This window comes from Caldicoprobacter faecalis (assembly GCF_900115765.1).
Classification (GTDB): domain Bacteria; phylum Bacillota; class Clostridia; order Caldicoprobacterales; family Caldicoprobacteraceae; genus Caldicoprobacter; species Caldicoprobacter oshimai.
Map to the genome: position 1 here is coordinate 1 of NZ_FOXR01000015.1, position 14269 is coordinate 14269.

Annotated in this window: 12 protein-coding genes; all 12 read left to right on the forward strand. The window is 42.4% G+C overall.

The genetic code is table 11. From position 1 onward, the window contains the following. Positions 1-269 precede the first annotated feature (269 nt). Complete coding sequence (locus BM241_RS07030; RefSeq protein WP_207648977.1) at positions 270-2945, forward strand: extracellular solute-binding protein; 2676 nt, start codon at positions 270-272, stop codon at positions 2943-2945. 13 nt (positions 2946-2958) lie between these two features. Further along, the gene (locus tag BM241_RS12650; protein WP_207648978.1) at positions 2959-3183 is read left to right on the forward strand and encodes a hypothetical protein; all 225 of its coding nucleotides are present in this window, start codon (positions 2959-2961) and stop codon (positions 3181-3183) included. Positions 3184-3187: 4 nt separating this feature from the next. After that, positions 3188-4129: a carbohydrate ABC transporter permease gene (locus BM241_RS07035; protein ID WP_092282367.1), complete on the forward strand. Its 942-nt coding sequence runs from the start codon at positions 3188-3190 to the stop codon at positions 4127-4129. A 1-nt stretch (position 4130) separates the two neighbouring features. Then, on the forward strand, positions 4131-5000 hold the full coding sequence (locus BM241_RS07040; RefSeq protein WP_092282368.1) for a carbohydrate ABC transporter permease: 870 nt from the start codon (positions 4131-4133) through the stop codon (positions 4998-5000). Positions 5001-5012: 12 nt separating this feature from the next. Next, the gene (locus tag BM241_RS07045) at positions 5013-7124 is read left to right on the forward strand and encodes a YIP1 family protein (RefSeq protein WP_025746838.1); all 2112 of its coding nucleotides are present in this window, start codon (positions 5013-5015) and stop codon (positions 7122-7124) included. A gap of 15 nt (positions 7125-7139) precedes the next feature. Beyond that, positions 7140-9716 carry a DUF5696 domain-containing protein gene (locus tag BM241_RS07050; protein WP_025746837.1) on the forward strand — a complete coding sequence of 859 codons (2577 nt, stop codon included), beginning with the start codon at positions 7140-7142 and terminating at the stop codon, positions 9714-9716. Further along, complete coding sequence (locus tag BM241_RS07055) at positions 9713-10639, forward strand: carbohydrate ABC transporter permease (RefSeq protein ID WP_207648979.1); 927 nt, start codon at positions 9713-9715, stop codon at positions 10637-10639. Before BM241_RS07050 ends, BM241_RS07055 begins: the two co-directional genes overlap by 4 nt. A 20-nt stretch (positions 10640-10659) precedes the next feature. After that, on the forward strand, positions 10660-11664 hold the full coding sequence (locus tag BM241_RS07060; protein WP_035145970.1) for a carbohydrate ABC transporter permease: 1005 nt from the start codon (positions 10660-10662) through the stop codon (positions 11662-11664). A gap of 112 nt (positions 11665-11776) precedes the next feature. Continuing rightward, positions 11777-12004 carry a hypothetical protein gene (locus BM241_RS07065; protein ID WP_025746834.1) on the forward strand — a complete coding sequence of 76 codons (228 nt, stop codon included), beginning with the start codon at positions 11777-11779 and terminating at the stop codon, positions 12002-12004. Positions 12005-12067: 63 nt separating this feature from the next. Further along, the gene (locus BM241_RS07070) at positions 12068-12934 is read left to right on the forward strand and encodes an extracellular solute-binding protein (RefSeq protein ID WP_242948305.1); all 867 of its coding nucleotides are present in this window, start codon (positions 12068-12070) and stop codon (positions 12932-12934) included. After that, positions 12931-13239, forward strand: a complete 309-nt coding sequence (locus BM241_RS07075; RefSeq protein WP_092282371.1) for a hypothetical protein — start codon at positions 12931-12933, stop codon at positions 13237-13239. Before BM241_RS07070 ends, BM241_RS07075 begins: the two co-directional genes overlap by 4 nt. A gap of 113 nt (positions 13240-13352) precedes the next feature. Further along, complete coding sequence (locus tag BM241_RS07080; protein ID WP_025746832.1) at positions 13353-14258, forward strand: glycoside hydrolase family 5 protein; 906 nt, start codon at positions 13353-13355, stop codon at positions 14256-14258. Positions 14259-14269 lie beyond the last annotated feature (11 nt).

Here is a 14269-nt window from a genome sequence, read left to right on the forward strand (position 1 = left end):
AAATTATCTCTGTAATATTTTTTAAAACCCATAGTTGACATTTTTACTGAATAAAATTATCCTTTTTGAGGTGACATTTTCACAGACTATTGACAGCTCAAACATCCAATTTATTTTTATTACCTACCTAAGCCAGAAAGTCTGGCAGCTAACATGCTTTCTATGGAATTGTATCATATTACCGGACTTATGGATCATATTGATTATATTGCCAGATCAATAATCAGTTTAACCAAAGATCTAAAAGTTGTAAACAGGGGGTAGGGGAAATGGATTTTAAAAGTGCAGCAAGGATGGGCTTCGTTTTGGCTTTGTCAATTTTTTTATTGATGTTTTCCAGTTTTATAACCCCCAAGACAAATGTTTCCCGAGCACAGAATGAAAGTAAGCGAGGATTTGCTGCAGTAAATATAAGGGATGACTATGAGGTATACCTATCCCAACATAAAGATGCGCCATATCCTGATGAGAGCATAACTATAGATGCGGTTGATTTTATAGCTGCCGAGCCGGCTGTCGATATTGTTGAAGGGCTTGGAGGAATCCCAGGCAAAGCGGTTAAAACTGATGAAGAGGGATATATCGAGTGGAAAGTAAATATAAATAAAGCAGGCTTATACAATATAAAGATCGAGTATTATCCCATAAAGGGTAGAGGTTCATCCATTGAGAGGGAATTGTGGATAAATGGCAAGCTGCCCTTCTTTGGGGCAGGGCACCTTACCTTTTCAAGGGTATGGAGCGATGCGGAGCCTATAAAGCAAGATAACCGAGGTAACGATATGCGCCCAAGCCAAGCAGAATCCCCTAGATGGGAGCAAAGTTATTTCCAGGATTATATGGGCTATTATAATGAGCCTTATTACTTCTATTTTGAAGCGGGAGAAAATACTATAAGGCTGGTATCGGTTAAAGAGCCCATGGCCATAAAATCCATCACTATAGAGCAAGCGCCTAAAAGCCTGCCGTATAAGCAGATAGCTGATGCATATCAGAAAAAAGGTTATAAGAATTATGAAGGTACTCCCATCAAAGTCCAGGGTGAACATGCCTATTTAAAGTCCGATCCAACGCTTTATCCTGTATATGACAGAGCATCACCTTCTACCGAACCGTATCATCCCTCCAAAATACGCTTAAATACCATAGGTGGCTACAGGTGGAACCTGCCCGGTCAATGGATTGTATGGAAAGTAAATGTACCCGAAGATGGGCTGTATAGGCTGGCATTCAAAGTGCGGCAGAATATGGTGAGAGGTTCATTTAGTAATAGACGGCTTTTGATCGATGGCGAAGTTCCATTTACTGAAGCCGAAAACCTAAAATTTAAATATAAAAACGACTGGGTGATGTATGAGCTGACAGATGATAATGGCAAACCGTGTTTGTTTTATCTCGAAAAAGGAGAACACGAGATAAAGCTAGAGGTTACGTTGGGCGATCTCGCAGAGATTATACGCACCGTAGAATCCAGCCTGTATCGACTAAACGAGGCTTACAGGAAGATCATAATGGTGACCACTCCCACTCCGGATCCGTATAGGGATTATCAACTCGAACAGCAGATCCCTGATGTAATAAAAGAATTGGACGAACAGGGAGATATAATAGATAAAATGGCGCAACAGCTGATAGCCTATACTGGGCAGAGGGGTTCTCAAAGTGCTATACTTTATCGCTTGTCGTATCAGCTCAAGGATATGGCAAGAAGGCCAGAGCGGATACCTAGGATGCTTAATGACTTCAAAACTAATATAGGGAGTCTTGGTACATGGATATTGTCGGCCAGAGAACAGCCGCTCGAGATAGATTATATATGGCTGGGATCCCCGACACAGCAGCTTCCGGCAGTGAGCACTAACTTTATTCAAAAAGCTTTTCATGAGGTGAGATCGCTTATAGCATCTTTTACCGAAGACTATAACAGCGTAGGCAATGTATACAGTGGAGAAGCTTTAAAGGTATGGATTCAGACCGGTAGGGATCAGGCACAGGTGTTAAAGCAGATCATAGACGATACTTTTACACCACGAACCGGTATACCAGTAAATTTGGAGTTGGTACAGCCGGGTACGCTGTTGCCCGCCGTTGTGGCAGGTATAGGGCCGGATGTTGCATTACAACTAGGCATCGGCGATCCCGTCAACTTTGCTACGCGGCGTGCTGCTATAGATCTTACTCAGTTTGAGGATTTCTATGAGGTGGCACAACGATTCCATGATAGTGCCTTGGTTCCATATAGGTTTAATAACGGTGTCTTTGCTCTTCCAGAAACCCAGAGTTTTCCGATGCTTTTTTATAGGACTGATATATTAGAAGAGCTCGGGTTGCAGGTACCGGAAACCTGGGAAGATGTATTCAATATATTGCCGGTTATACAGAAAAATCACATGGATTTTGGCATACCAATTTCTACCACACAAACGCCAGGCGCAGGCATGACATCGTTTACCATGCTCCTGTATCAAATGGGCGGTAAACTCTATAGAGAAGACGGTATATCCACTGCTTTGAGTGAAGAGGAGGCTATCGAAGCCTTCAAGATGTGGACGGAGCTGTATGTAAACTATAAGTTCCCTGTACAGTACGATTTTGCTAACAGGTTTAGAATTGGTGAAATGCCCATTGGCATAGCTGATTATCAGACGTATAATTTCTTATCTGTATTTGCACCTGAAATAAGAGGGTTATGGGACTTTGCACCCGTGCCCGGAATGAAAAAACCTGATGGTTCTATAGACAGGTCGGTGCCCAGCGGTGGGACGGCAGCCATGATTGTGAGGGGCGTGAGGGATAAAGACGCTGCATGGGAATTTTTAAAGTGGTGGACCAGCACCGAGGCCCAGGAACGCTTTGGCCGAGAGATGGAAAGTCTTCTAGGGGCAGCAGGCAGGTATCCAACTGCTAACATAGAGGCTTTAGAAAAATTGCCATGGCCTTGTTAAGGATTATAAAAATTTGATGGAGCAGTGGCAGTGGGTTAAAGGCAATCCAGAAGTTCCGGGTGGGTATTTTATGCCGAGGCATTTGGATAATGCTTTTAGGAAAGTCGTATACGGCGGGGAGGACCCGAGAGAGACCATACTGGATTATGTACGCGTGATAAATGAAGAGATCACCAACAAGCGCATTGAATTTGGGCTGCCAACGTTGGAAGATTTAAAAAATAATACGGGAAGGTGAAAAAATGGCTGCTGTTATAATACCTAATACCAAAATACCCATTAAGACAAGGATAAGTTATGCGTGGGCAGAGGTAAAGAGGAATAAGGTCTCTTATATGTTCCTTGCACCGTATGCGCTAATATTCACGGTATTTACTGTTATACCCGTACTGGTGTCAATGGGATTAAGTTTTACCTACTTCAGCATACTCGAACCGCCTAAATGGATTGGATTTCAGAATTATATAAATTTGCTCTTAGATGATGAAGTGTTCTTGATTGCACTGAAAAACACCTTTTTGTTTGCAGCTATAACTGGACCTATCGGGTATTTTGCAGCTCTGTTTTTTGCGTGGATGATAAATGAGTTGCCTCCCAAGATAAGAGCTATAATGGTGGTCATATTCTATGCTCCTACCATTTCTGGGCAGGCATATATAATATGGAATACGCTGTTCAGCGGCGATGCCTATGGCTATATAAACAGTATGCTTATCAGGTTTGGTATTATATATGAGCCGATCCAGTGGCTTACCGACCCTTCTTATATGCGAACAGCTGCTATAATAGTGGTACTGTGGATGAGCCTGGGTACGGGATTTTTGTCATTCATAGCAGGACTGCAAAGTATAGATAATACGCTTTATGAATCAGGATATGTAGATGGCATACAAAATAGGTGGCAGGAACTGTGGTATATAACGCTGCCTTCAATGAAACCACAGCTGCTCTTCGGCGCTGTTATGTCCATAACTTCATCGTTTGCCATACATGAAATACTTGTACCACTGGTCGGTTTCCCTAGTACAGATTACGCTGCGCACACCGTGGTATCGCATCTTGTGGACTATGGCAATATAAGATTTGAAATGGGAACCGCTTCTGCCATAGCTACGTTGTTGTTCATTGCTATGGTAGGCACCAATTGGATTGTACAGAGATTATTGAGGAAGGTAGGCAACTGATATGGTAAAGGTGAGGATAAGACTAAAACAGAGAAAGCCAAACCGTTCTTTAAGTGGCGATATAACAAATATTGTAATTTTGATCTTTTTCGGCTTGTTCTTCGCTTTACCGCTTATATATGCTATATCAAATGCTTTTAAGCCGTTGGATGAGATATTTTTATTCCCACCGCGCTTTTTTGTAAGGAATCCGTCACTGGAGAATTTTCAAGACCTCTTCATTTTGATGCAGCAGTCATGGGTTCCCTTTTCAAGATATATATTAAATACCGTCTTCATAACGGTGGTGGGGACAGTAGGACATGTCGTAGTAGCCTCTATGGCGGCATATGTTTTAGCTAAGCACAAATTCCCCGGCAGGACTTTGTTCTTTAGTATTGTGGTAGCATCATTGATGTTTTCATACCATGTTACTGCGATACCAAGCTATCTGATTATGTCCTTTTTGAAGTGGATAGATACCTATTATGCTATCATAATACCTCAACTGGCCTATTCTTTGGGATTATTCTTGATGAAGCAGTTTATGGAGCAAATACCCGATTCGTTGCTGGAAGCCGCCAGGATAGATGGGGCCAGCGAGTTTCGTGTATTTTGGCAGATAGCTATGCCCACCGTTAAACCGGCATGGCTTACATTAGTTATATTTGTATTTCAAAATTTGTGGAATACTACAGGAGGTACTTACATTTACAGTGAAGAGTTGAAGACACTGCCTTTCGCCCTCCAACAGATACTGGCTGGCGGTATTGCCAGGGCGGGTGTGGCTGCTGCTGTGGCTTTGCTTATGATGACTGTGCCTATTACCTTATTTATCATAACACAGAGCAATATAATTCAGACCATGACCACTTCGGGAATAAAAGAATAGAGGAGTGTCGGTATGAGGGTAAAAATGCATTGTTTATTGGCTGTATTGTTATGTCTGTTGATTTTTCCTCCTGAATTTGCCTCTGCAGCTCCAGCATATGAAAGCTATACATATGATTATTGGGGTAATGTGGTGTATGCACCTCATGCTTACCTGCCTGAGAATATTATAGATGGGTCTACACTGGGCATAGGGGATTTAAATACACCTAGCGATCTTTTCGTAAGCCGGGATGGAAGGGTTTATATAGCTGACTCGGGTAACAATAGAATAATAGTTACTGATAAAAATTGGAATGTATTGGCTGAAATCAAATCGTTTGAGAATAATGGGAAAAGCGATACTTTCAAAAATCCACAGGGGTTGTATGTTACCAAGGATGGGCACATATATGTGGCTGATACCGACAACGGCCGGCTTGTCGAGTTGGGGCCATCAGGTGAATTCATAAGGGAAATAGGCCCGCCTAAGGCCGATATAATACCTGCTGATTTTGTGTATAAGCCTATGAAACTTGTATTGGATGAGGCCAAGAGGATATACGTTATAGCACAGAATGTAAATCAGGGCATAATAGAATTAAATGCTGATGGAAGCTTTCAGGGATATATGGGGGCCAGCAGGGTAATACCTAATATAGCAGATTACATATGGAAGATGATATCCACTAGGGAGCAGCGCGCAGGCATGGTGCTTTTTGTTCCTACAGAATACAATAACATCTATATAGATGATGAAGGCTTTCTGTATGTTACTACCAGCGCTTTAAGCGATTCAGATATACAAAATGCCATTAACTTCCGGAGCGCGGATGACAGGGTAGCGCCTGTAAGGCGTTTAAATTTAACCGGTACCGATGTTTTAAGAAGGCGTGGCTTTTTCCCGCCGGTTGGCGACATAAGGTTTCCGTATATAGGGTCTGTGAGAGGCGCATCCATGCTGGTAGATGTGGTCGTGGATAGCACCACTGGCATATACAGCGTGTTGGATAGGAAAAGGGGGCGTATATTTACATATGATAATGATGGGAATCTTCTATATGTTTTCGGCGGCATAGGAGAGCAGGTGGGTACATTCAAAAGCCCCGCCGCTATAGAGAGATTAGGGGGTAAGATACTGGTGCTGGATTCTAAGCTGAATAACATAACGGTGTTTTCTATAACGGAATATGGTTCTCTTATAAACGAGGCTTTGTATTTGCATCATACAGGCAAGTATGAAGAGGCGTCTGATAAATGGCGGCAAGTCTTGCGTTATAATTCTAACTACGAGCTGGCTTACATAGGGCTGGGTAAATCGCTGCTCAGGCAGGATCGCTTTGCTGAAGCCATGGAATGTTTTCGATTGGGCAATAAACGCGATCTATATTCCAAGGCTTTTCAACACTATAGAAAGAAGACGGTAGAGCAGAATTTTGGCTGGATAGTCGGCGGTATAGTACTTGCAACAGCAGCCGTATGGCTTATATCGAAATACAGAGATAAGATATTTAAAAGGGGCAACAAGCTGCTGGATAGCCTTGGCTATGCATTTTATGTGATATTCCATCCATTTGATGGTTTCTGGGCTCTGAAGCATGAGAAGAGGGGCAGCTTGCCGGCTGCCGGTATAATAATTGTATTGCTTGTAGTGACTTTCGTTTTAAGAAGACAGCTTACCGGTTTTATATTTAATACCAACGATCCTAAGAGATTAAATTTGTTTATCGAAATATCCAGCGTCATGATACCATACGGTTTATGGTGCATAGCCAACTGGTGCCTTACCACTTTGATGGATGGTGAGGGTAGTTTTACAGATATTATCATAACTACTGCTTATGCCACTGTGCCTCTTATCTTAATAAATTTGTTGCTTATACCGTTTAGCCATATCATAACGGCTGAAGAGGGTGCATTTTATACGTTTTTTGCACAGCTGGCCGTATTCTGGTGCGGCTTGCTGATTGTGCTGGGCACTATGATCACGCACCAGTATACCATGAGAAAAACCATAGGCACGTCGGTACTTACCATTGTAGGCATGGGACTTATCACATTCATAGGTTTATTGGTATTTGATCTACTCCAGCAGATTATCACCTTTGTATACACGATATACAGGGAGATAGCATTTAGGCTTTAGAGGGAGGTGGGGTATATGAAGAAATGTATGGCGATGCTGCTTGTTATCCTATTTGTAGTTTTGCTTGCGGATGTGGCTTATACGGCACAGGATATGCCCGCGGTGGAAGAACATGCGGGTGATACAGGAAAGCAGCAAAATCCAATATCTTTGGGTATGGAGCTTATTGCTGAAAACCAGTTTTTGGCCATGTATTTTAATCCGGAGACCACTGAAGTGGCTATAAAAGATAAAAGCTCAGGGTATATATGGTATACCAATCCCCCTGACAGAGAACAAGATGCTATTGCCACAGGCGTTAATAAAGGCAAGCTAAGCTCTCAAATAAGTATAACCTATTATACGCCCACCGCCCAAAGGCAGCAGATGGACAATTTTAATGATAGTATAGTTCATAACCAGTTTGAGGTCTTAAAGATCAATAATGGTGTAAAGATAACTTATACCATAGGTAAGGTTCAAAAGCTGTTACTTGTTCCCCAGGCAATAAGTGCTGAAAGATTTGAACAGATATTGGATAAAGTGGCTGAGGAATCAGATAGGAGCGTGCTTGAGAGAAGGTACAGGCTTATATCGCTAGAGGAAATAAATGACCCGGGTGAAAAGCAAGACTTGTTAAACAAATATCCGATGCTGCAGGAACACGATATTTATGAATTGAGGCCAAACCTCAATGACCTTGTAATGCAACAATTGGATGAGATATTCAGGGCAACGGGTTACACCATTGAAGATTTAAATAGGGATCACGTAGAAAATAATGTGCCGCCCAAGGAAGCCAATAAAGATGTATTTATTGTGCCGCTTGAATATAAGCTTGATGGTAAAAACCTCGTCGTGTCCATAGATACCAAAGAGGTGATATACGATCCCTCATATCCGTTGACACAGATAAGGGTATTGGAGTTTTTCGGAGCGGGCAACAAAGAGGAGAACGGCTATATGCTGGTACCTGACGGTTCCGGGGCGCTTATAAACATGAACAACGGTAAAAGTGCCAGCCGGCCGTACATAGGGTATTTATACGGGCAGGACCGCGCTATAAAGCAGGAAGAGATATTTGAAAGGAGTGAACAGGTATATCTACCGGTATTCGGCATAAAAAAAGGCAGCAATGCTTTGTTCGGCATCATTGAAGAAGGCAGTGCATTTGCCAGTATCATAGCCGATGTGAGCGGCAGGATAAATTCATACAATACGGTTTGTGTGGAATTCACAACGCTTGCTAACGATACAATAGACCTGACGGCCATGGCGGGAAACAATGTCGTGATGGCGTACCAACCCAGGATGTACGAAGGCACTTTTAAAATAAGGTACAGCTTTTTGTCCGGAGATGATGCCGATTATGTGGGCATGGCTAAAAACTACAGGGAATATCTGCTAGAGCATGGCCAGCTTAAGAAGATAAAAAAAGGAGAAGGAATTCCCTTTTATCTTGAACTGGTGGGAGCCATCGACAAAATAAAGCCGGTGGCTGGAGTACCTGTAAGGGGTATTGTCCCACTTACGACGTATGAACAAGCTATTGAGATAACGAATAAAATTATAGCTGCGGGTATTTCAAATATAAAATTGAAGTATACCGGCTGGTTCAATGGCGGTATAAGGCATTCTTTGCCCAGTGATATACATTTGCAATCACAGCTTGGCGGCCAAAAAGGCTTTGAAAAGCTTATAAACTTTGTTTACCACAACGGTTTGGAGCTTTATCCGGATGTGAGTTTTGAGTATGTTTATAAGGATAAAATTTTTGATGGGTTTAGCGTGCGTTCTGATGCAGTCCGGTTTCTAGACAGGGAGGTAGCCCTTGTTTATGATTTTGATCCGGCTACCAATATGTATGACAATACTAAAGAACCTTACTATATAGTTGATCCGAGGAGTATAAGTCCGATAATTTCGTCTTTTCTGCATAAATACGATGAATTAGACATAAAAGGCGTGTCATTGAGAACCATGGGCAGCGACCTCAATTCCAATTTCTATGAAAAAAGGTTTGTAGATAGAGAGCAGGCCAAGGCTGCTATGGTGGAGCAGATGGCAAGGTTTAATGAAAAAGGGATAAGCATAATGGCTAATGGCGTAAACGATTATGCTTTGCCATATACCAGTCATATATTAAATATGCCGATGGATTCAAGTGGATACAGCATTGAAGATGAGAGCATACCGTTTTATCAAATAGTAGTTCATGGTTATGTTGCCTATGCTGGAGAGCCTATAAACCTAGCCAGTGACTATAATAGGGCCATTTTAAAAACGGCAGAAACGGCTGCTGGCATTTATTTTACATGGATATACAGCGAAAATTCTCTGGTAAAGGATTCGGATTATAATTATCTGTACTCAGTGAATTATGAAGCATGGCTAAGCAAGGCTTTGGAACTATATAAACGTATGAATGCGGCATTTGCTGATGTACAAGATAAAGTAATCGTTGATCATGAAAAGCTTGGCAAGGATGTGTATAAGGTTACTTTTGAGGGCGGAAAAAGCGTTATCGTAAATTACAGCAAGGCGCCTGTATCTATAGACGGCATTACTATAGAAGCTGAGAGTTATAAAATACTTGAGGGAGGCAATAAATGATGAAGGTTAAACCAAAACGTCGCCTTACTTTAGAGGGTAAGAAAGCCATAATCGGCTATATATTTATATCGCCGTTTCTGATAGGCCTGGCAGTGTTCTTTGTGTATCCGTTGGTGCAGTCCATTATATTCAGCTTTAATGATCTGGAGGTAACGACGACTGGCTATAAACTCAATTATGTGGGATTGGGTAATTACAGGAGAGCGTTTCTGGTGGATCCAAATTTCAGAAGGGTAGTGGTGGAAGCAGTAACCCAAATGATAACCGATGTTCCTCTCATAGTTATATTTAGCTTCTTTGCCGCTACTTTGCTCAATCAGGAATTTAAGGGTAGAGCCCTTGCCAGAGCCATATTTTTCCTGCCAGTTATTCTGACATCGGGCGTTATAATAGCCATAGAGAACAGTGATATGTTAATTAGCATGGCCAGGAGCAGTTTTGAAGAGGAAGCCACAACGGGGGCGGTCGCTTCCGTAGTGCAGGCATTGGAGTTGAGACGACTGCTTATGCAATCACGAATGGACCCACGATTTATCGGTTATATAACGGGTGCCATAGATAATATATATGAAGTGATCACAGCTTCAGGCGTTCAGATACTGGTATTTTTAGCTGGCCTACAGACAATATCGCCCTCGTTATATGAAGCGGCAATAGTAGAAGGAGCTACGGGATGGGAAAAATTCTGGAAGATCACCTTCCCGATGATCAGCCCGCTTATACTGGTGAATGTAGTTTATTCCATTATAGACTCTTTTACCAGGCCTACTAACCAGGTGATGCAGATGATCATGGATGCGGCTTTTAAAGAATCGTCATATGGTTACAGTTCAGCTATTGCATGGGTGTATTTTGTGACCGTAATGCTTATTCTGGGCGTAGCCGTAGGCATAATATCCAAGCGGGTATTCTATCAAGAATAATGATTAGGAGGTTTTACAGTATGAGTTCTGTGGCGATGGAACGGCAGCCTGCTGTAACAAGGGGAAAAGCCAGATACAGCTATTTCCCTCTATACAGACTACGGCAATTATTGTGGTCGGTGGTTAGAACTATATTGGTGATGGGGATATGCTTCGTTATACTTTATCCGCTTATAGTAAAGTTTTCAGTCTCTATAATGGACGAGATGGACCTGTACGATATGACGGTACGCTATGTGCCCAAACATTTTACGTTAAAGAATTATGAGACGGTCTGGGAATATATGAGATATCCAGAAGCTTTCATGAATTCACTGAGATTGTCGCTGTTGACCAGCATCATGCAATTGATATCGTGTACGCTCATAGGTTATGGCTTTGCGAGATTTAATTTTCCATTGAAGAATTTGTTGTTTGGTTTGGTTATAGCTATACTGGTGGTGCCGCCACAAACCATAATGATACCGCTATTTTTGCGTTTTAGGTTTTTCGATGTGTTTGGCATCATTTCTGCGCTGAGGGGCGAAACTTTGAACTTGTTAAGTACATACTGGCCGTTCGTTTTTATGTCAGCTACTGGCATGGGTTTAAAAAATGGGTTGTATATATACATAATGCGCCAACATTTCAGAGGTGCACCTAAAGATCTAGAAGAGGCCGCGTATATAGATGGTGCGGGACCGTTTAAGACATTTTACCGGATCATGCTCCCGGGTGCCATACCTATGATGGTTACCGTGTTCTTGTTTTCTTTTGTGTGGCAGTGGACCGATACTTTTTATTCATCACTGTTTTTGCAGAAACTGTGGGTTTTGCCGACCGCACTCAGCTCGTTGGTACCAAATGTATCCAAGAGCTATTCTGCAGAGCAATTAGGTATGATGGTGTATCTTAGCCCTGCTTATGCATCTATGCTCAATAATACCGGTAGCATACTGGTTGTAATACCGCTTGCCGTAATATACATCTTTGCTCAACGTTACTTTGTTGAAAGCATAGAGCGTTCAGGGTTGACAGGTATGTGATCCCCATAGCTTTGGTTTTGCTGTTTGATAGGGGGTGATATGGGTATGTGAGACAGTTTTTATCTTAAATTTTGCCACTGTTGTAGTATAACTTTTAAGGGGGAGCGTAAAAATGTTAAAGAAAATTGCCTTATTGCTAAGCATTGTAATGTTACTCTTGGCTGTTATGGCAGGCTGTGGCGGTGGGAATCAGCCGGCTGTAGACGATACAGGTGATCAAAAAGAGCAGCCTGCCGAAGGCGAGAAGTCTGATGGTGAAGAAGCCGAAGGTGAAAAAGCCGATGACGAAGCACCTCCACCGGATTTTGGCGGCAGGACCATAAGGTACACCGCATGGTAGAATCTTGAACCGCAACCTGGTTCCTCGGCAGCAGCTGACAGGCAGATAGCCAGGAGAACGGAACTGGAGAAGAAGTACAACTGCAAAGTAGAGTATGTCAATATACCTTGGGATCAGTATCTGCAGCAGTTTATAACCGCCGCAATGGCGGGTGATTCTATAGGTGAATTGGTCACGCTGGATAGCAGATGGTTTTATCCCACTGCAGTAGCCAATGGATTCCTTTGTGATCTCAACGAATTTGCCAAACAAGGTATATTTGATTTCACAGAGCCTAAATGGAACCAAGATTTTCTGAAGTGGTGTACCTTTGATGGCAAAATATATGGTTATGCTATAGGTAAGACATACCCGAGAAGCGTGCTGTTTTGGAATAAATCGCTGTTTGAGAGAGAAGGATTGCCCGACCTGTACGAATTGTTCTTCAACGGTGAATGGACCTGGGAAAAGATGCTGGAGATCGCTAAAAAAGCCACTAAGGATAAAGATGGCGATGGCAAGATTGACCAATGGGGTCTGTCCGGTATAGACCTGGGAGCTGCCTTCGTATTCTCAAATAATGCTCAATTTGTCGATGTATCCGATCCATACCATCCAAAATTTGTTCTGGATTCGCCTAATGCTTTGGAGGCATTGCAGACATGGCAAGATTTTGTACAGAAACACAAGGTGGTAGAAGTAAATCCTGAAGGAGCACCCTGGGATTATCCGAGGCAGAGCTTTGCCAACGGCAACGTAGCCATGCTGTATACCCAGTGGTGGATGGTGGATGATATAAAGAATAGCATGAAAGATGAGATGGTATTGTGTTATTCCCCAAAGGTCCCAAGGCTACTGACTATGTGTCGCAGTATTCAGGTTTTACCATCGATGTTATACCGTCAACGGTCAAAAATCCTGAACAAGTGGCCATATTCCAGAATGAAATGACTGAGCCTTATCCGGATGAGGATCCAGAAGAGTGGAAGGATTATTATATTGAGAGATTGTACGATACTAAATCAGTAGAAGTTATAGAGATGTTAATAAATAAAGGACTCAGCAAGGTAGATTGGTTTGCTTCATTTGATGACGTTTTGCAGATGTCCTATACATTTATGGCGGAGATACAAAACGGCAGCAAAACGCCTCAAGTGGCTATAAGCGAGGTAGCACAGCAGGCCCAGACATTGTTGGACAACGCTCTTAAGAAGAACCCTGAGGAGCTCATAAAAACCGAAGAGTCAGCAGAATAAGCTAAAGAGGTCTTCTGCTCGTGTGGGCAGAAGACCTCTCTACAAGTTAAACAATTTTATATTGATTTTTATGACAACTTATAGTAAAAAAATAAAAAAGGGGTGTATTCGCCATGAAACGTGGTATGAATATAGGTGATGCCCTCGAAGCACCTATTGAAGGCGAATGGGGCGTTACTATAAAAGATGAGTATTTTAAAATAATAAAGGATGCAGGCTTTGATACGGTGAGAATACCAATTAAATGGTCGGCACATGCCGCGGCTCAGCCGCCGTACACTATCGATCAGGAATTTTTTCACAGGGTAGATCATGTAGTTGAACAATCCCTTAAACAAAAACTGTATACAATAATAAATATACACCACTTTGATGAACTGATAAAAGAACCGGTGGGACAAAAAGAGCGTTTTTTAAGTATCTGGAACCAGATAGCCGAACATTATAAAGCATATCCAAACGCGCTTTATTTTGAAGTTTTAAACGAGCCCAACGGGGTTTTGGATCAATATTGGAATGATTACCTGGCCGAGGCCATACAGGTTATAAGGAAGAGCAACCCTGACAGGGTGATTATAGCAGGCCCGGGGAATTGGAACAATATAAGTGCACTGGAAAATCTCAAACTGCCTGAAGAGGATAGAAATATAATCGTTACATTTCACTATTACACCCCATTTTGGTTTACCCACCAAGGAGCAGGGTGGGTGAATCCATCGCCACCTGTCGGTAAAAAATGGGAGGGTTTTAACGAGCAGAAGCAGTTTATAGAAGATGAGCTTGATAAAGCGGTTAACTGGGCAAAGAAACATGGAAGGCAGCTCTTTATGGGTGAGTTTGGAGCGTACAGCAAAGCTGATATGGAATCAAGGGTCAGATGGACTTCTTTTGTAGCGAGAGCAGCAGAAGAGCGTGGCATAGCCTGGGCATACTGGGAGTTTTGTTCAGGGTTTGGTGCGTATGATCCGATATCGGGTCAATGGAAAGAACCACTGCTGCGCGCATTGATACCTTGTTGAATGGGGGCCGA